This window comes from Acinetobacter sp. SM34 (assembly GCF_022012365.1).
In the GTDB taxonomy this organism is placed as follows: Bacteria; Pseudomonadota; Gammaproteobacteria; order Pseudomonadales; family Moraxellaceae; genus Acinetobacter.
The window spans coordinates 96256-115473 of record NZ_JAKLTP010000007.1 but is presented as its reverse complement, the minus strand read 5'-3'; the positions used below and the strand labels follow the sequence as shown (position 1 = coordinate 115473).

The window sequence follows — 19218 nt, the reverse complement described above, 5'->3', positions numbered from 1 at the left end:
TCCAATGAGAACTGCAAGACAAGAATAAATCGAGGTGACAAATGTCAAATAAAGTTTATGACAGCGCAGAGGCCGCTTTAGACGGCGTGGTTCAGGATGGACAGACCCTGGCAGTCGGTGGTTTTGGTTTATGCGGTATTCCGGAAGCCCTGATTGCGGCCTTAAAGGAAACTGGCGCGAAAAACCTGACCTGTATTTCCAACAATGCCGGTGTCGATGGTTTTGGTTTGGGAGTTTTACTGGAAACCAAACAGATTCAAAAAATGATTTCTTCCTATGTCGGTGAAAATAAAGAATTCGAACGTCAATACCTGAGTGGCGAACTGGAAGTTGAACTGACGCCTCAAGGGACTTTGGCTGAAAAATTACGTGCCGGTGGTGCAGGCATTCCGGCATTTTATACGGCGACTGGTGTAGGTACTGTCATTGCTGAAGGCAAGGATGAGCGTGAATTTAATGGCAAGTCCTATATTCTGGAAGAATCATTAACAGCTGATGTCGCTCTGGTAAAAGCCTATAAAGCGGATAAAGCCGGCAACCTGATTTTTCGTAAAACCGCCCAGAACTTTAATCCGGTCTGTGCCATGGCCGGCAAAGTCACCGTTGCTGAAGTAGAAGAAATTGTCGAGATTGGTGAGCTTGATCCCGATGAAATTCATCTACCCGGTATTTATGTGAATCGAATTGTCTTAAATACCCAACCGGAAAAACGTATTGAACAGATGACCTTAAAGGCGGAGGCTTGATCATGGCTTGGACACGTAACCAAATGGCGCAGCGCGCCGCACAAGAGCTTGAAGATGGTTTCTATGTCAATTTGGGTATTGGCCTGCCAACGCTGGTTGCTAACTATATTCCAGAAAACATCAACGTCTGGCTGCAGTCCGAAAATGGCTTGCTCGGTATTGGTGAATTTCCAACAGCTGATACTGTGGATGCTGACCTGATCAATGCCGGCAAACAGACAGTAACTGCCCGTAAAGGCGCATCTTTCTTTTCCAGTGCCGACTCCTTTGCCATGATCCGTGGCGGTCATGTCAATATCGCCATTTTGGGGGCCATGGAAGTGTCTGAAAATGGCGATCTGGCCAACTGGATGATTCCGGGTAAAAAAGTCAAAGGCATGGGCGGTGCCATGGATCTGGTCGCAGGCGTGCAAAAAGTCGTGGTCTTGATGGAACACTGTGCCAAAGATGGCACAGCTAAAATTGTTGCGCAATGTAGCCTGCCGCTCACCGGCCAAGCTGTGGTCAACCGGATTATTACTGATCTCGGTGTACTGGATGTCACCCCCAATGGTATTCAACTGATTGAACTGGCACCGGATGTGAGTTTTGAGGAAATCCAGAAAGTCACCGGTGTTCCTTTGCTCCGAAACGCAGCCTGATTTTCCCAGCCCTTAAAATAAAAATTTTAAGGGTTTCTTTATGCCAAACGTGAACAACCGCAAGCCAAAACCAATACTAAAGGTGAAATCGAAATTAAATTCGAAAAAGCCGGTATCTATTTAATGACTGCGTCTTATCTGGAAGCAAATCCGGATGCCACGAAAAAACCGGCAACGGATAGTTTTACTTATGGCTTGACTGTTGAAGTCACTGAATAATGTTTATAGGTAGATAAAATCTAAAAATGATTCATATAAGAAAGCCCCTATTTGGGAATAGAGGCTTTCTTAATGAGTCGCTATAGAAGATTAAAAGTTATAGATCGCCACAACATTCAGGCGGTTATCTTCACCGGTTTTACTGCCGTTTGGTGCGGCACCAAATGCTTCACGTTCACCATAGACGTATTCAAGGCCGAAACTTAAAGGCTTGGTTGGGCTATAGAAAACATTTGCCCATGCCTGCCAAAGTTCTTTGTTGGCTTTGGTTTTATCTGCAAGAGCGGCAATATAGTTTTGATCTTCTTCAAAACTCATATAACCATAACCTAGTGTACCGTGCAGTTTGTCACTGAATTTTTGAGTCACACCGACCATAATTGAATCAAATTCACTTTGAACGAGACTACCATCTGTCCGGGCAACTACACCGCTATTGGTAAATGATACGAAGCTGCTGTCCCCTTTCACATGGTAGTAATCAGCTTTTAGGGTTGTTCCCGGCACCACATCATATTTGGCACCCAAACCTACGCCCCATGCCATTTCTTCTGCAGAATTGATACGCTTTTCATGGCCCATCGCACGTGCGCTGACGTTCAAGCTATCGGTAAACTGGTGATTTAAACGTGCAGTGAGTGCAGGTAAACGCTGGCTCACGGTACTGTCTTTAGGATCTTCTGCTGCAACAACTAAATTGGTTTGTGGATTAAATTTAGCGGTATAACGAACTTGCGGTGTACGTTTTACAGCACCACCGACAAAAGCTAAAGCATCAATCGTTTCTGGCATATAATCTGGAATGGCAAAGTTTGACCATGTTTGACCCATTAACCAGTTTCCATAATTTAAGTAGGCATGACGAATGCGTAAATTATCAAAGTTAGATCCGCCTAAGAAATCCACTTCAATTTTACCCTTCACTTCCTGCTCAGCAGCCTGGGTTTTAAAATCCAGGCCTAAACGCGTGGCGGATAAAGTTGATCGTAAACGGTCACTGTTTTCACTATTTCCCTTCAATGCAACAGCATTAATGTGGTTATAGGGCAAATCTCTGCTCGTGCCTTCCACTTGATAGGATGCATCTAAACGCACATTACCATATAGATTAAACTCGGCACCTTTGGCAGTTTTTAGTACAGGGTTCGCTGGTGCGGCTGCAGCACTACGTTGTACGTTAGCAATTGCAGTTGCAGTTTGTGTATTTTGTACTTTTTGCTGCTCAACCAAACTGCGTAAAGCTTGAACTTCTTGTCTAAGTTGTTCAATTTCATTTTGCTGCTGAGTTTGTGCTTGAGCTACAACACTCATGCCACCCATACTTAATGCAATCATGCTCATCATGAGCGTACGCTGCATTGTTGGTCGAACTGTTGTAGCTTGTAAATCAGTTGTTTGGGTTAATGTTTTCGCGTTCATCCTAAACTCGCTTGTTATTGTGCGATCAAATTTTAGCAACAGCTCACCATCGCTTACGATAGCGAGCTATATCATTGATGACAGTAGGTTAATAAAAAGGTAAAGAAATTATTGAGTTGCTTTTTGCGCAACTGGATTGTTGTTCGCACTAGACTCTGTAAGATTTTTCGCATCTACAGAAGCTTTTAAGTTCACCATGAAGATTGCTAACGCCGCAATTACACCTGGAATCGCAATAGCCAAGAAGTTCATTTGGTGCGGTAAATTCATGGTTAATAATGCACCTGTTAATACTGGTCCAACGATTGCACCAATACGACCAATACCTGACGCCCAGCCCATACCTGTAGAACGTACAGTTGTTGGGTAGTACTGTGCTACAAAAGTATATAACAAGATTTGTGAACCAATGGTTGCTGCACCTGCTACTGCAATTAAGGTATACAACACGATTTGTGGGCTATTGAAACCAAGTAAAATTAACGCCGCTGAACCGCATACAAACATAATCGTGAGTACTTTTTTGATATGGAAACGGTCAGCCAATGCACCCCCACCAATCGCGCCAATCATGCCGCCAATGTTCAAGGCAAACAGGAAGATCATACTTGCACCAAGTGAGTAACCTGCTTGGATCATCAATTTTGGTAACCAGCTGCCTAATGCATACACCATCAGTAAGCACATGAAGAATGCAATCCAGAACATGAAGGTACTGAAACTACGGCCTTGCTGGAATAACGCTTTGAGTGGAGCTTCGTCGCCTTTTAACACATCATTCAGGACAAATTGCGTATCTTTTTGAATGCTGAGTTGAGGCGCAATTTTCTGGATAATGCCATGCGATTTTACGGTCTGATTTTTCGCAGTTAAATACATCAACGATTCAGGCAGGAACATCCAGATCACCGGCAAAAGTAATAATGGCGCACCGGCAAGAAGGAACATGATTTTCCAGCCAAACTGCGGTACCAACCATGCACCCAATAATGCAGAGGACATTCCACCAATCGCATAACCACTAAACATCAGCGCAACGAGCGTGCTGCGGATACGTTTTGGTGCATATTCGGTCATGAGGGCGACCACGTTTGGCATCACGCCACCAATTCCCAAACCTGCCAAGAAGCGAAGAATACCGAACTCAGTAGGGTTGCTGGCAAAAGAACCTAAAAAGGTAAAGCCACTGAAAAGTGTTACACAGATCATAATGGTTTTTTTACGGCCAATTTTATCGGACAGTGTTCCGAAACTCATGGCACCAAACATCATGCCAAATAATGCGGTACTGGCCAGTAAACCCGCCTGTACTGTATTGAGTGCCCATTCCTGCATTAACAATGGTAGCGCTACTCCGTAAATCACCAGATCATAACCGTCAAAGATAATGATCATCAGGCACCAGAATAATACGCCCCAATGAAATGGTGTAAATTTTGCTTCATCAATCAATGTATTGATATTTATCTTATTGGACATGTTTCACCTCCTAATTGTGAAATCCTGTGAATGACATCACAATGCAGAAAATGCGAAAAAATGTCCAAAACCGATTGCATATATATTCATACCTTAAAAGTTGTCTGAAAGCGGTGCAATACTTTAAAGATATCTGCAAAGGGCATTAATCAAGCTAAGTTCTTTTTTTATCATTCTTTTTATAAAAAAAATGCAGCGCATTACACCGGTTAGGATGAGCCTGCATAATGAAATGAGATGCCGCTGATTTTTTTCAGCCAGTCAAAAAATTGCAACGAATGGCACTCGAAATTCAGATTATGCTACGGTCATAGGCAATGGCTTCCAGGTCATAGACCTGATAAATACAATCAAATAGTGAACGGATATGCTCACTTTCATCCATGCTGCGAATGGCCAGAAAAATGGGGCTAACCGCAGCATCATCCAGTAAGGGAATATAATGCAGATGCGGTAACTGAATGGTTTTGGCACTTTCCGGAACAATGCAAATCCCTTCCCCTGCAGCCACCAGACCCAGAGCCAGCTGGATTTCACGCACTTCCTTCAAACTTTTTGGATCCAGACTATATTCTGAAAACAGCGATCTGACCTGGGTGGAAAAATTCGGTTTGGGATGGCTGGGATACAGGAACAGGTTTTCATCCACAATATCAGTCAGGAAAACTCCCTTTTTATGTTGCACGAGCGGATGGCTGGCATGCATGGCGACCATTAGCGGCTCTTCACGTAAAAGGATCCGTCTCACCGCAGGATCAGAAATTCGCAGTCGACCAAAGCCTACATCTATCCGCCCTTCTTTAAGTGCTTGAATTTGATCTTTGGTGCTCATTTCAATCAGTTCAATTTTTAAATGGGGTTGTTGCTGACGAAATAAATACACTATTTTCGGCAATAAGCCATAAAGCAGCGAACCGACAAAACCCATGGTTACGGTTTTTTCGACCATCCCCACCCGTTTGGTCATGGCTTTAATTTCTTCTGCATTAGACAAAAGTTTAACCGCATGCTGATAAAAGAATTGCCCGGCTTCAGTGGTTAATAATGGTCGGCTACCCCGCTCAAAAAGCTGAATTCCCAGCTCTGCTTCAAGGTTCTGTATCTGCCGGCTTAAAGGTGGTTGAGCAATAAACAGTTTTTCCGCCGCCTTGGTGAAACTCTGCTCTTCTACGACGGCCACAAAGTAGCGTAAATGTCTCAGTTCCATGATCTTCCATACCTTTAAAGCATATTAAAATGCAAAATTGATCTTAGACAGTGAATATCTATTCTTTTAAGGTATATCACAAGAGATACACAAAGCAAGATTGAGAAGCTCAAAGATGTATAAATCCATAGAAACGTTGCTTGTCGAAATTCCAACCATTCGCCCCCACAAGATGGCGGTGGCGACGATGCAGACCCAAACACTGGTACTAGTAAAAATCAGCACAGAAGATGGTTTTGTGGGTTGGGGTGAAGCGACAACCATTGGTGGACTAGGCTACGGTGACGAAAGCCCGGAGAGCATCAAGACAAATATCGATACCTATTTTGCGCCTCTATTGAAAAGCTTAACAGGGCTAAACGTTGCGCAAACTGTACAGACTTTAAAAAAGCATATCAATGGCAACCGTTTTGCCAAATGTGCCATTCAAACAGCCTTACTGGATATTCAGGCACAGCGTCTCGGTATTCCTGTAAGTGAACTGCTTGGCGGTCGTTTACGTGACAGTGTGCCGGTACTTTGGGTATTGGCTTCTGGCGATACCGATAAAGATATTGCTGAAGCGAAGAAAATGATTGAGGCCAAACGCCATAACATTTTCAAGTTGAAAATCGGTTCACGTGCAGTCGAAGCCGATGTTGAGCATGTACTGGCCATTAAAAAGGCGCTAGGTAAAGACATTTCTATTCGCGTCGACGTTAACCGTGCATGGTCAGAGTTACAGGCCGTTAAAGGCATTCAGCTGTTGCAAGATGGCGGCGTGGACCTGATCGAGCAACCCTGCGCAATTGACAACATTGATGCCATGCAGCGTCTGACCCGTAAATTTGACATTGCCATTATGGCTGATGAGTCGTTGATGGGACCACAAACTGCATACCAGCTTGCCAAGTGCAACGCGGCATCAGTATTTGCAGTCAAAGTCGCGCAGTCTGGTGGACTGATGGAAGGCTGTGTGGTTGGCAAAATCGCCCAACTGGCTGGAATTGACCTGTATGGCGGCACCATGCTGGAAGGTCCTGTGGGCACGATTGCATCTGCGCACGTGTTCTCGACTTTTGAAAACTTGGCGTATGGCACAGAGCTGTTTGGCCCTCTGTTACTCACTGAACAAATTTTAAAAACCCCGCTTCAATACCAGAATTTTGAACTTGCCCTTCCAAAAGGTACTGGTTTGGGTATAGAGCTGGATGAAGACAAGATTGACAACTTACGTCGTCACTAATTGAAGATCAAGGAGTTTCACATGCTTTTTCAGGTACGTATGGACGTGAACATTCCACTGGATATGCCAGCGGAAAAGGCCAATGAAATTAAAGCAGTTGAAAAGGCTTATTCACAGGATTTACAGCGCCAGGGTAAATGGCGACATATCTGGCGCATTACCGGTCAGTATTCCAACATCAGTATTTTTGATGTGGAGAGCAATGAAGAACTGCACAACATTTTGCAGGGTCTTCCGCTTTATCCATACATGAATATCGAAGTGATGGCTTTAAATCGTCACCCTTCTTCAGTTCGTGACGATGACAGCTGATCAATAAACTGGAAAGGGAAATAAATTTATTCTTTTTCTGTAAACAAAACGTAGTTCAAACAAGGAATGTGGCAGCCAGTGCTCTCAAAACAAACACTGAGAAACTAGCCACCCAAAGGTATACTTCCAAGGAGTAGTAAAATGGATCGTCAAACCATTGAAAATGTAGTTAAAGCTTGTAATGTGGACACTTCTGAAGGTCCAGTAGATGTGCGTTTACAACAAGTTGTTGTTCGTCTAGTAACTGACTTCTACCAAGCAATCGAAGATCTTGATCTTAGCCAGTCTGAAGTTTGGAAAGGCGTTGAAGCACTTATCGATATGGCTAAGGCTGATGAGTTTGCCCTTTTAGGTTCTGCAATCGGCTTGGAACACTTCCTGGATCTTCGTGCTGATGAAGCTGACGCGAAAGCAGGCTTGACCGGCGGTACTCCTCGTACCATCGAAGGTCCTTTATATGTAGCTGGCGCACCTGAATCTGTAGGTTTCGCTCGTATGGACGATGGTACTGAAGAAGGCAAAATCGCAACACTCATCATCGAAGGTAAAGTAACTGACACTGATGGTGAAGTGCTTTCTGGTGCTAAAGTTGAAATGTGGCATGCGAACAGTAATGGTAACTACTCTTACTTCGACAAGACTCAATCACACTTCAACCTTCGTCGTACCATCCTTTCTGATGAAAATGGTCACTACACTGCGCAAACCACTATGCCTGTAGGTTACGGTTTGAACCCGGAAGGTCCGTTACAACACATGTTGAACAAACTTTCTCGTCATGGCCAACGCCCTGCACACGTTCACTACTTTATTTCTGCTCCTGGTCACCGTAAGTTGACAACTCAGTTCAACATCGAAGGCGACAAGTACCTTTGGGACGACTTCGCATTCGGTACACGTGAAGGCCTGGTTGCAACTGCTGCAGACGTTACTGATGAAGCTGAAATCGCACGTCGCGGTTTGAAAGGTCCTTTCAAACACATCCAGTTTGACATTGTACTTCAAAAAGACAAAGAAGGTGCTCCTTCTACTGAAGTTGAACGTCGCCGCGCAAGCGCTTAATGACCTCATGATAGGAAATCGAGATGTCAGTTTAATGACATCTCGGTGACTTGCCCAAAGTTGGACAGTCGGAGAACGGACATGCCTCGTATCCCAGTAATTAACACCAGCCATCTTGATCGTATTGATGAACTTTTAGTTGACGATTTTGAAAGTGGCGAATTTAAGCTTCACCGTTCTGTATTTACAGATCAAGCCCTGTTTGACCTAGAGATGAAATACATCTTTGAAGGCAACTGGGTTTATTTGGCTCATGAAAGCCAGATTCCAAACAACAACGACTTCTATACTACTTACATTGGTCGTCAGCCAATCATCATTGCACGTAACCGTCAAGGTGAACTGAATGCAATGATCAATGCCTGTTCTCACCGTGGTGCACAATTGTGCCGCAACAAGAAAGGCAACAAAGCGACTTATACTTGTCCATTCCACGGTTGGACTTTTAATAACTCTGGTAAGTTGTTAAAAGTTAAAGATCCGGCAGATGCAGGCTATTCAGACTGCTTCAATAAAGACGGTTCGCATGACTTGAAAAAAGTAGCCCGTTTTGAAAGCTATAAAGGTTTCTTGTTTGGTAGCTTAAACCCGGACGTTCCTTCACTGGAAGAATACCTGGGCGAAGCGACTAAAATCATTGACATGATCGTGGGTCAGTCTGATGAAGGTCTGGAAGTGTTACGTGGTTCTTCGACTTATACCTATGAAGGTAACTGGAAGTTGACTGCTGAAAACGGTGCCGATGGTTACCACGTGTCTGCTGTACACTGGAACTACGCTGCAACAACTCAGCAACGTAAAGAAAAAGAAGCGGGTGACAATATCCGTGCGATGAGCGCAGGCTCATGGGGCAAACAAGGCGGTGGTTCTTACGGCTTTGAACACGGTCACATGCTGCTTTGGACTCAATGGGCCAACCCGGAAGACCGTCCAAACTTTGCCAAGAAAGATGAATATACCGAGCAATACGGTGAAGCGATGGCGAAGTGGATGATCGAACGTTCACGTAACCTATGCCTCTATCCAAACGTGTATTTCATGGATCAGTTTGGTTCACAAATTCGTGTATTACGTCCTCTTTCTGTCGATAAGACTGAAGTGACCATTTACTGTATCGCACCTAAAGGTGAAGCACCGGAAGCACGTGCACGCCGTATCCGTCAGTACGAAGACTTCTTTAATGCATCAGGTATGGCAACCCCAGACGATCTTGAAGAATTCCGTGCATGTCAGGCGGGCTATGCGGGTATCGCACTGGAATGGAACGATATGTGCCGTGGTTCTAAACACTGGATCCAAGGTCCGGATGATGCTGCGAATGAAATCGGTTTAAAACCAAAACTGTCTGGTATTAAAACTGAAGACGAAGGTTTATACCTGGCTCAGCACCAGTACTGGTTAGAACTGATGAAAAAAGGTATCGCAACTGAAAAAGAAATTGCAGCATCAACTGAAGGAGAAAACGCATGAGCGACATCACTTTAGAAAAAGTTGCGCAGTTCCTGTATCAGGAAGCCCGCTTTTTAGATGATGAGCAATGGGATGACTGGTTAAAGTGCTACGCCCCTACTGCATCTTTCTGGATGCCGTCATGGGATGATGATGACAAGCTGACCACAGACCCACAGTCTGAAATCTCTTTGATTTATTACCCGGATCGTCAAGGTTTGGAAGACCGTGTGTTCCGTATTAAAACTGAACGCTCGTCTGCAACCATGCCAGACACACGTACTAGCCACAACCTCAGCAACATTGAAATTGTTGAACGTGATGGAGACAAGGTAACGGTTCGTTTTAACTGGAATACTTTGAGTTTCCGTTACAAAACCAACTACAGCTACTTCGGTATGTCACGTTATGTGATCGATTTTTCAGGCGACAAACCACAAATTTTAAGCAAGTACGTGGTGCTGAAAAACGATTACATCAATCAGGTCATTGATATTTATCACCTCTAAGACTGTTGATACAGCAAGGTAAACCCTTTCAGCTATATGGAAATTTGGCTGAAAGGTTCAGTTTTAAAGATTAATATAGGATATTCAGCCATGTCAAACTTAAATGTTGCTCTTCAATTTGAAGATGGCGTTACACGTTTTATCAGTGTCGTTCAAGGCGAAACTTTGTCTGATGCAGCATACCGTCAAAAGATCAATATTCCTTTGGACTGCCGTGATGGTGCTTGTGGAACGTGCCGTGCGTTTTGTGAATCAGGTTCGTATGACATGCCTGAAGAAACTTATATTGAAGATGCATTAACCCCTGAAGAAGCAGCTGAAGGCTACATTCTTGCATGTCAGTGTAAACCGACTTCAGATGCAGTATTTCAGATTCAGGCCACTTCAGATGTCTGCAAAACCGAAATTCACGCCTTCGAAGGTACTTTGGCTCGCGTCGAAAACCTGTCTGACTCGACCATTACTTTTGACATTCAGCTCGATGAAGGTCAGCCAGACATACACTTCCTTGCCGGTCAATATGTCAATGTCGGTATTCCGGGCACCACTGAAACACGCTCTTACTCATTCAGCTCTAAACCAGGTAACCGTTTAACCAGCTTTGTGGTACGTAACGTTCCTAACGGCAAAATGAGTGAATTCTTAAGCCAAAATGCCAAAGCAGGCGACAAAATGACCTTCACCGGTCCATTTGGTAGCTTCTACCTGCGTAATGTCGCTCGCCCTGTATTGATGTTGGCAGGCGGTACGGGTATTGCGCCGTTTATGTCGATGCTGCAAGTACTGGAAGAAAAAGGTTCAGAACAGCCAGTGCGTCTGGTGTTTGGTGTCACCAATGACTTCGATCTGGTTGCACTTGAAAAACTGAATGAACTGCAAGAAAAATTCCCGTGGTTTGAATACCGCACCGTGGTGGCAAATCCGGAATCTGCACATGAGCGTAAGGGTTATGTGACTGGTCATATAGAAAACGAATGGCTGAATGGTGGTGATGTCGATATCTACCTGTGTGGTCCAGTCCTTATGGTCGAAGCGGTTCGAGGCTGGTTAGAAGCCGGTGGTGTTAAACCTGCAAGCTTCCTGTTTGAAAAATTCTCTGCCAACTAAGTTTGAGCTACTGAGCCGGAGAATCAAATGAATCATGTACAAAGATTTGAAAATAAAGTTGTTATCGTAACCGGTGCCGCACAAGGCATCGGCCGTGGCGTGGCATTGCAAGTAACCAGCGAAGGCGCTCAGGTTGTGCTAGCCGATATATCCGATTATGTAGAAGAAACATTAGCAGAAATTGAAGCACAAGATGGTGATGCAATTATCGTCAAAGCCAACCTAGAAACCTTTGCAGGCGCAGAATCGGTAGTTGCCAAAGCGATTGAGACCTATGGTCGTGTTGATGTGCTCATCAACAACGTCGGTGGTGCGATCTGGATGAAACCCTTTGAAGAATTTTCTGAAGAAGAAATTATCAAGGAAGTGAATCGCTCATTGTTTCCAACCATGTGGTGCTGTCGTGCAGTACTACCTGAAATGATTAAAAATCAACAAGGCACCATTGTAAACGTCTCTTCAATTGCAACACGAGGCATTAACCGTGTGCCTTATTCGGCTTCAAAAGGGGGTGTGAATGGTTTAACCGCTTCCCTCGCCTTTGAACATGCTAAAGATGGTATTCGTGTCAATGCCGTGGCAACTGGCGGTACAGAAGCACCACCACGTAAAGTGCCGCGTAATGCCAACCCACTGACTGAATCTGAACAAGAATGGATGCAAGAAGTCGTTGATCAAACCATTGACCGTACTTTTATGGGACGCTATGGCACGATTCAGGAACAAGTCAATGCCATCACTTTCCTGGCATCTGACGAATCGTCTTATATGACAGGAACAGTGGTTCCCGTTGGTGGTGGTGATCAGGGCTAACCCTGATCATAGGCGTGGTACAGGATCATTGATTTATCAGCATGGAGGCAGTAGCAATGACGACCCTGTTTAAAAAATTAAAAGATGACTGGTCTGTGTCAGCAACGGTTGCAGGATTTCTAGCCGTGCTGATTTCCTATTCCGGGCCGTTGATCATCTTTTTCCAGGCGGCACAAAAAGCCAATGTTGACCCCAGCATGATGATTTCATGGATCTGGGGAATCTCCATTGGTGCAGCAGTTGCTGGGATTTTTTTATCAATCAAGTACAAAGTCCCGGTCATCACCGCCTGGTCAGCGCCCGGCACGGCACTGCTGGTCACGCTCTTCCCCAATATTTCTTTAAATGAAGCGGTCGCTGCCTATATCACGGCCGCTTTGGTAATTCTTTTTATTGGTTTGACAGGCTATTTCGACAAGCTTTTGAAATGGATTCCCCAATCCATTGCAGCGGGTATGATGGCCGGGATTTTATTCCAATTTGGCTTGGGACTGTTCACCGCTACAAACAGCATGCCCCTGATCGTGTTTGGCATGCTCCTGGTTTTTTTAGTATCCAAGCGCGTAAGTCCACGCTACAGCATGGTTTGGGTACTGCTTGCAGGGGTTTTACTCAGTTTAATCCTCGGCAAAATGAATCCAGTCACTGTTGATTTCAGCCTTGCCATTCCGCAGTGGATTAGCCCTGAATGGTCAATCAATGGCATGCTTAATCTGGCGATTCCCCTAATCTTGGTCAGTCTTAGCGGGCAGTTTTTACCGGGTATGGCCATCATGAAGCTTAGCGGTTATGACACCCCGGCCAAACCGATCATTACAGCTACTAGCATTGCTTCATTAGCGGTGGCCTGTGTCGGAGGGATTACCATTGTATTGGCTTCCATTACCGCTGCCTTGTGTATGGGTAAGGATGCACATGAACTTAAAGATAAACGCTATATCGCAGGAATCGCCAATGGTGTGTTTTATATTTTAGGCGGTTTATTTGCCGGCAGCATTGTCATGCTGTTCAGCCTGCTGCCGAAAGAACTGGTGGCAGCGCTTGCAGGCCTTGCCCTATTGGGTGCCATTGCCACCAATGTTTCAGTGGCCATGAAAGATGAAAGCGAACGTGATGCAGCCTTAATCACTTTTTTAGCTACAGCATCCGGTATGCATTTCCTCGGATTGAGTTCGGTGTTTTGGGGCATTTGTATCGGTCTCGTCGCCCATCTTTTATTAAGCAAACCCAAAACAGGTCCGACAGTGTCAAACACTGTTTCCCTCTCCCAAACTGAAACTAAATAATTTTAGCGTTAGGAATGATTATGATCGATAAAAGCGTGGCTTCATTAACGGAAGTCCTCTCTCAAATTAAAGATGGTTCGACCATCATGATTGGCGGTTTTGGTACAGCGGGTCAGCCGGCAGAGCTGATTGATGGCCTGGTTGAGCTTGGCATCAAGGATCTGGTTATTGTGAATAACAACGCTGGTAATGGCGACTATGGTCTGGCCAAACTTTTAAAGACGGGTGCTGTGCGCAAGATCATCTGTTCTTTCCCGCGTCAGTCTGACTCTTGGGTGTTTGACGAACTTTACCGTGCCGGCAAAATCGAACTGGAACTGGTTCCTCAAGGTAACCTGGCTTGCCGGATTCAGGCTGCAGGTATGGGCTTAGGTCCCATCTACACGCCAACCGGTTTTGGAACATTGCTGGCTGAAGGCAAACCGACCCTGAACTATGAAGGCAAAGACTTCGTTTTAGAAAACCCGATCAAGGCGGATTTTGCCTTAATCAAGGCGCATAAAGGCGACCGTTGGGGCAACCTGGTATACCGTAAATCTGCGCGTAACTTCGGTCCGATTATGGCGATGGCAGCAGACGTGACCATTGCTCAGGTGTCTGAAGTGGTTGAACTGGATCCTGAACACATCATCACCCCGGGAATTTTTGTTCAACACGTGGTTGCAGTAAAACCTGCACAATAATCGGTATCGGAGAGAAACAATGAGCTATAGCAAACTGACCCGTGACCAGATCGCTGAACGTGTGGCACAAGATATTCCTGATGGTGCCTATGTCAACCTCGGCATTGGCTTACCAACCAAAATTTCCAGCTATCTGCCTTCAGACAAAGACGTATTCTTGCACTCTGAAAATGGCCTGTTGGCTTTCGGTCCTCCTCCTGCTGAAGAAGACCGTGATCCTGAGCTGATCAATGCTGGTAAAGAATTTGTGACCTTACTTGAAGGTGGTGCCTTCTTCCACCACGGTGATTCATTCGCCATGATGCGTGGTGGGCACCTGGACATTGCCGTACTCGGTGCTTTCCAGGTCGCTGAAAATGGTGACTTGGCCAACTGGCATACCGGTGCACCGGATGCGATTCCTGCGGTGGGAGGTGCAATGGACTTGGCCGTTGGTGCGAAAAAAGTCTTTATCACCACCGATCACGTGACTAAAAAAGGCGAGCCAAAAATCGTCGCTGAGCTGTCTTACCCTGCGACTGGCCTGAAATGTGTCGATCGTATCTATACCGACCTCTGCGTGATTGATGTCACCCCTGAAGGTATGAAAGTGATTGAGAAAGTTGAAGGTCTGTCATTTGAAGAATTGCAGTCAATGACCGGTGCCAAACTGATTGATGCGACTCAGGGTTAATCGTCTTTAAACATAATTTTAAATCCCCCTAAATCCCCCTTTTTCAAAGGGGGACTTCCACCTCGTAATTTTAGGTAGGAATCTCCTCCCTTTTTTAAAGGGAGGTTGGGAGGGATTAAAAGATTTGGAAAAATAAAACATGAAAAATGCATATATCGTTGATGCCATCCGTACTCCATTTGGCCGTTATGCTGGTGGCCTTGCTCCTGTACGTACCGATGATCTGGGTGCACTTCCAATCAAAGCTTTAATGGAACGCAATCCCTCGGTGAACTGGGAACAGGTTGATGACGTGATTTATGGCTGTGCCAACCAGGCCGGTGAAGATAACCGTAACGTCGGGCGTATGTCATCCCTGCTTGCAGGCCTGCCTTACCAAGTTCCAGCAACGACGATTAACCGTCTTTGTGGTTCATCACTGGATGCTATTGCCATGGCTGCGCGTACCATCAAAGCAGGCGAAGCTGAACTGATTATTGCCGGCGGTGTGGAATCCATGTCTCGTGCCCCATTTGTGATGGGTAAATCTGAATCTGCCTATGGTCGTAGTCAGAAGATTGAAGACACCACCATGGGCTGGCGTTTCATTAACCCGAAACTCAAAGAAATGTACGGCGTAGAAACCATGCCGCAAACCGCTGAAAACCTTGCGGAACAGTTCAATATTAACCGTGCCGATCAAGACCAGTTTGCTTTAACCAGCCAGCAACGTACAGCGGCAGCCCAAGCACGTGGTTTCTTTGATAAAGAAATTATTCCTGTGGTGATTCCGCAGCGTAAAGGCGATCCAGTTGTAGTTGATAAAGACGAACATCCACGTGCATCCACTACGGCAGAAGCTTTGGCAAAACTGAAACCAGTCGTAAAAGCTGACGGTACAGTGACTGCAGGGAATGCATCCGGGATTAACGATGGTGCAGCAGCCCTGCTGATTGCTTCGGATGATGCTGTAACACAGTATGGCTTAAAACCACGTGCCAAAATTATTGGCTCGACAGTAGTCGGTGTTGAGCCACGTATTATGGGCTTTGGTCCTGCACCGGCCATCAAGAAATTATTGGCACAAACAGGTTTGACTATTGAACAGATGGACGTGATTGAACTGAATGAGGCTTTTGCAGCACAAGCTTTGGCATGTACTCGTGACTTGGGCATTGAAGATGATTCAGAGAAAGTCAATCCAAATGGTGGTGCAATTGCCTTAGGTCATCCACTCGGTGCATCTGGCGCGCGTCTTGTGACGACTGCACTCAACCAGCTTGAACAGACTGGTGGTAAATACGGTCTTTGCTCAATGTGTATTGGTGTCGGTCAAGGCATCGCTTTGATTATTGAACGTGTCTAACAGACTATTAAAAATATAAACCTCCTCCCTTTATTAAAGGGAGGTCGGGAGGGATTTTAATGCCAACTTTTACATCGAATGATGCCCAGATCAATTACCAGACTTTTGGTGATGCAGCCAAGCCAGCCTTGATTTTTTCTAATTCACTCGGCACCAATTATGGGATGTGGCAAAAACAATTTAATCACTTCAAACAGAATTATTTTGTGATTTGCTATGACACCCGTGGTCATGGGGCTTCATCTGCACCACAAGGTCCGTATAGGCTTGATCAACTGGGTCAAGATGTTATCAACCTGCTCGATCATTTAAAAATTGAAAAAGCTGCGTTCTGCGGTATTTCAATGGGTGGTTTAACCGGTCAATGGTTAGCAATCAATAAGCCTGAACGTTTTAGCCACGTGATTGTCTGCAACACGGCAGCCAAAATTGGTCAGGAACAGGCCTGGAATGAGCGTGCCGCATTGGTACGTCAGCAAGGCCTTCAACCCATCGCATCAACTGCAGCATCACGCTGGTTTACCGAACCATTTATCCAAAGCAACGCGACAGTCGTTGAAAACCTTCAAAACGACTTGGAAGCTGGCAGCGCCGAAGGTTATGCAAGCTGTTGTAAAGCTTTGGCTAAAGCGGATTTACGCGAACAGCTGAAAGATATTACTGTGCCGGTATTGGTGATTGCAGGTCAAAAAGATCCTGTCACCACCGTTTCAGACGGTCAATATATGGTAAATCATATTAAAAATAGCGCTTTGTTTGAAATTAATGCTTCGCATATTTCAAATATTGAGTGTCCAAACGAGTTCAATCAAGCTGTTCAGCAATTTATTGCTTAATGTGAAAATTAAATTCCTAAGCCCTGCTAATGAGTGGGGCTTAGTTTTATGGTTGCTCAAAAAAATTAAAGTGTTGTATAAAACCTATAAAAAAACATCAATATTTTATGATAAGTTGATTAAAAATTTAAAATAGTGAATCGATAGAAATGCCAAAAATCGTGATCTTTTCCGGTGCAGGAATGAGTGCAGAAAGTGGAATAAATACCTTTCGTGATCATGATGGACTCTGGGAAAACCACAAGATTGAAGAAGTCGCGACACCTGAAGCCTGGCAAAAAAATCCTCAACTGGTACAAGATTTTTATAATGCACGGCGTAAAAATGTACTGGCAGCACAGCCCAATTTAGCACATCAACTCATTGCCAAAATCCAAGACTTTGCAGATTGTTATGTGATTACCCAAAATATAGACGACTTGCATGAACGTGCAGGAAATCGTCATGTTTTACATTTACATGGCAATATTCGCTTGGCTAAAAGCTCTGCACCGGGGGCACAGTATTCTGAGACCTTCTACCCTATTCAAGGCTGGGAACTACACCTGCAACGCGATAAATGTCCGCAAGGCTATCCGCTACGTCCGCATGTGGTGTGGTTTGGGGAAGCCGTCCCCGCTTATGAACAGGCCATACAACTGGTTCAAGATGCCGACATTTTTATTGTGATCGGCTCCAGTTTAGTGGTTTACCCTGTTGCAGGACTGATTCATGAAATACCTGCAACATGTGAAGCCTATTATATCGATCTTAAAGCCGACCATCTTCGTGTCCCCACGCAATATCATTTGATTCCTCAAACCGCAACTCAAGGCATGCAAATGCTATTTGACCAGCTTGAAAAACGATTTTCCAATCAGCGTTGAAACTGGAAATTTTTGTACTTTAACCGATCTGCTGATTCAAACCAGATATAATTCGGCTCATTCAAACCAGATGTAAGATAAAAATGTTTCAAGGGAAAAAATTAATTTATTTTGATTTGGATGGAACGCTTATTGATTCAGTCGGAATCTGGAATAGTCGATGCAACCCTGATACAACGATTATCGAATATTGAGGTGGATCTCAACGTAATTCAGCAACAACGCGATCTTCAGCTGAAAATTTTTAGACAATCCCCTGATCCATATTTGGAATACTGTGCTTATTTAAATGAGCTGTATGGTTTTGATTTGGGCAAAGAAGAGGTAAAAACCCGCCGTTATACTATTTCACGCCATTTTCTGGATCACGTGGTCGAGCTTAAACCGCAAGCCCACCTATTGATTAATGCGCTCAAACAACAAGGTATGCAACTGGAACTTACCACCACCACCAGTGTGTATAATATTCAGCGTTATCAAGATAATAATCAGAATATTAATCAAAAGATCAGTTTTAATGATGATTTTACCATCATGTTAACCCGTGAAAATGTCGAGAACATCAAGCCGCCTCCAGAAATGTATTTAAAAGCACTTCAGCATTTTGATGTTCAAGCTAAGGACTGCCTGATTATTGAAGATTCTTTGATTGGGGTTGGAAGCCGCCAACAATGCAGGCATTGATGTAGTGGCGATCTATGATCAATATTCAGTGCATGAAATTGAAGAAATTAAAGCCAAAGCAGATTATTTTGTAGAAGATTTTGCAGCCTTATTAAGTTTCATAAAATAAAAAGCTTCATAAACTAAAAAAGATGCCATGAATCATCCGCTTTCATGACATCTTCTGTAGATACACGACTTGAATGATTATTTTGCTTTTTTATAGATTGAGCCTGAACCCACCAGATTTCCGGTTTTTTCGTCAATCGCAAAATCAACCACACCGGCACCGGCATTCACCTCAAGTAAACCACTCTTGCCCACTGAGGCAGGCACCGGATTTTTCTTTTTTGTTTTACCGGTGGCTTTGTCTTTTAAGGTATTGGTAATGAAATAATTATCACCATTTTTGGCAATCACCAGTGAATTTTCAAGCTGTGGATTTTCTAAGGTATTGTTCCAGATGCCCTGATAATCCGGTGCTTCAGTAGTACAAGCAGTTAACAGCAGTAATAATGAGATTCCTGAAAAATATTGAAGATATTTCAAAACTGAGACCTTGAGTGTTGCGATGCGGCCATTATAGGAACAACACGCTGCTGATGAAGTGGCTTGTTGTAGGCAAAGCGTTTCAGCAGTAACAAATCTGTCTTGCCTTGGTCATTTTTTGAAAATTCT

The 19218-nt window shown here is 44.4% G+C and carries 19 protein-coding genes and 2 pseudogenes; 17 read left to right on the top strand and 4 right to left on the bottom strand.

Annotation, left to right across the window (positions count from 1 at the left end; all coding sequences use genetic code 11):
* The first annotated feature begins 41 nt into the window (after window positions 1-41).
* The 3 genes and pseudogenes from LZZ98_RS08015 to LZZ98_RS08005 all read left to right on the top strand — a co-directional run.
* Entirely contained in the window at window positions 42-746 is a 705-nt protein-coding gene (locus LZZ98_RS08015; protein WP_237787388.1) for a CoA transferase subunit A, read from the top strand.
* 2 nt (window positions 747-748) lie between these two features.
* Window positions 749-1387, top strand: a complete 639-nt coding sequence (locus tag LZZ98_RS08010; RefSeq protein WP_237787387.1) for a CoA transferase subunit B — start codon at window positions 749-751, stop codon at window positions 1385-1387.
* A 42-nt stretch (window positions 1388-1429) separates the two neighbouring features.
* Window positions 1430-1606: pseudogene (locus LZZ98_RS08005) on the top strand (DUF4198 domain-containing protein); the annotation flags it as partial.
* Window positions 1607-1696: 90 nt separating this feature from the next.
* Here LZZ98_RS08005 and LZZ98_RS08000 read toward each other — a convergent pair.
* The 3 genes from LZZ98_RS08000 to LZZ98_RS07990 form a co-directional block, all read right to left on the bottom strand.
* Window positions 1697-3025, bottom strand: coding sequence for a DcaP family trimeric outer membrane transporter (locus LZZ98_RS08000; RefSeq protein WP_237787386.1), 1329 nt, complete (start codon window positions 3023-3025; stop codon window positions 1697-1699).
* Between the two features lie 108 nt (window positions 3026-3133).
* Window positions 3134-4504 carry an MFS transporter gene (locus tag LZZ98_RS07995; RefSeq protein WP_237787385.1) on the bottom strand — a complete coding sequence of 457 codons (1371 nt, stop codon included), beginning with the start codon at window positions 4502-4504 and terminating at the stop codon, window positions 3134-3136.
* 292 nt (window positions 4505-4796) lie between these two features.
* On the bottom strand, window positions 4797-5711 hold the full coding sequence (locus LZZ98_RS07990) for a LysR family transcriptional regulator (protein ID WP_086175659.1): 915 nt from the start codon (window positions 5709-5711) through the stop codon (window positions 4797-4799).
* Between the two features lie 115 nt (window positions 5712-5826).
* On the opposite strand from LZZ98_RS07990, the gene LZZ98_RS07985 reads away from it, so the two are divergent.
* The 14 genes and pseudogenes from LZZ98_RS07985 to LZZ98_RS07920 all read left to right on the top strand — a co-directional run bounded on the left by LZZ98_RS07985 (window position 5827) and on the right by LZZ98_RS07920 (window position 18670).
* A complete protein-coding gene (locus LZZ98_RS07985) occupies window positions 5827-6936 on the top strand; it encodes a muconate/chloromuconate family cycloisomerase (RefSeq protein WP_237787384.1) in 1110 nt (369 codons plus the stop codon).
* A 21-nt stretch (window positions 6937-6957) separates the two neighbouring features.
* Window positions 6958-7248, top strand: a complete 291-nt coding sequence (gene catC, locus LZZ98_RS07980) for a muconolactone Delta-isomerase (RefSeq protein ID WP_086175661.1) — start codon at window positions 6958-6960, stop codon at window positions 7246-7248.
* A 141-nt stretch (window positions 7249-7389) separates the two neighbouring features.
* Window positions 7390-8310 carry a catechol 1,2-dioxygenase gene (gene catA / locus LZZ98_RS07975; RefSeq protein ID WP_237787383.1) on the top strand — a complete coding sequence of 307 codons (921 nt, stop codon included), beginning with the start codon at window positions 7390-7392 and terminating at the stop codon, window positions 8308-8310.
* 81 nt (window positions 8311-8391) lie between these two features.
* Window positions 8392-9780 (top strand): benzoate 1,2-dioxygenase large subunit, encoded by a 1389-nt coding sequence (benA, locus tag LZZ98_RS07970; protein WP_237787382.1) that lies wholly within the window; start codon window positions 8392-8394, stop codon window positions 9778-9780.
* On the top strand, window positions 9777-10268 hold the full coding sequence (gene benB, locus LZZ98_RS07965; RefSeq protein ID WP_086175664.1) for a benzoate 1,2-dioxygenase small subunit: 492 nt from the start codon (window positions 9777-9779) through the stop codon (window positions 10266-10268). Before benA ends, benB begins: the two co-directional genes overlap by 4 nt.
* A 90-nt stretch (window positions 10269-10358) precedes the next feature.
* Window positions 10359-11375 (top strand): benzoate 1,2-dioxygenase electron transfer component BenC, encoded by a 1017-nt coding sequence (gene benC / locus LZZ98_RS07960; RefSeq protein ID WP_237787381.1) that lies wholly within the window; start codon window positions 10359-10361, stop codon window positions 11373-11375.
* 27 nt (window positions 11376-11402) lie between these two features.
* A complete protein-coding gene (benD, locus tag LZZ98_RS07955) occupies window positions 11403-12188 on the top strand; it encodes a benzoate diol dehydrogenase BenD (RefSeq protein ID WP_237787380.1) in 786 nt (261 codons plus the stop codon).
* Between the two features lie 56 nt (window positions 12189-12244).
* On the top strand, window positions 12245-13474 hold the full coding sequence (gene benE / locus LZZ98_RS07950; RefSeq protein WP_237787379.1) for a benzoate/H(+) symporter BenE: 1230 nt from the start codon (window positions 12245-12247) through the stop codon (window positions 13472-13474).
* 20 nt (window positions 13475-13494) lie between these two features.
* Window positions 13495-14157, top strand: a complete 663-nt coding sequence (locus tag LZZ98_RS07945) for a 3-oxoacid CoA-transferase subunit A (RefSeq protein WP_237787378.1) — start codon at window positions 13495-13497, stop codon at window positions 14155-14157.
* 19 nt (window positions 14158-14176) lie between these two features.
* A complete protein-coding gene (locus LZZ98_RS07940; protein WP_237787377.1) occupies window positions 14177-14830 on the top strand; it encodes a 3-oxoacid CoA-transferase subunit B in 654 nt (217 codons plus the stop codon).
* 139 nt (window positions 14831-14969) lie between these two features.
* Window positions 14970-16175 (top strand): 3-oxoadipyl-CoA thiolase, encoded by a 1206-nt coding sequence (gene pcaF / locus LZZ98_RS07935; RefSeq protein ID WP_237787376.1) that lies wholly within the window; start codon window positions 14970-14972, stop codon window positions 16173-16175.
* A 59-nt stretch (window positions 16176-16234) separates the two neighbouring features.
* Complete coding sequence (pcaD, locus tag LZZ98_RS07930) at window positions 16235-17011, top strand: 3-oxoadipate enol-lactonase (protein ID WP_237787375.1); 777 nt, start codon at window positions 16235-16237, stop codon at window positions 17009-17011.
* A gap of 149 nt (window positions 17012-17160) precedes the next feature.
* Entirely contained in the window at window positions 17161-17877 is a 717-nt protein-coding gene (locus LZZ98_RS07925; protein WP_237787374.1) for an SIR2 family NAD-dependent protein deacylase, read from the top strand.
* 83 nt (window positions 17878-17960) lie between these two features.
* Window positions 17961-18670, top strand: a pseudogene (locus LZZ98_RS07920) (HAD family hydrolase).
* Between the two features lie 77 nt (window positions 18671-18747).
* On the opposite strand, the gene LZZ98_RS07915 reads toward LZZ98_RS07920, so the two are convergent.
* Complete coding sequence (locus LZZ98_RS07915) at window positions 18748-19089, bottom strand: hypothetical protein (protein ID WP_237787373.1); 342 nt, start codon at window positions 19087-19089, stop codon at window positions 18748-18750.
* Window positions 19090-19218 lie beyond the last annotated feature (129 nt).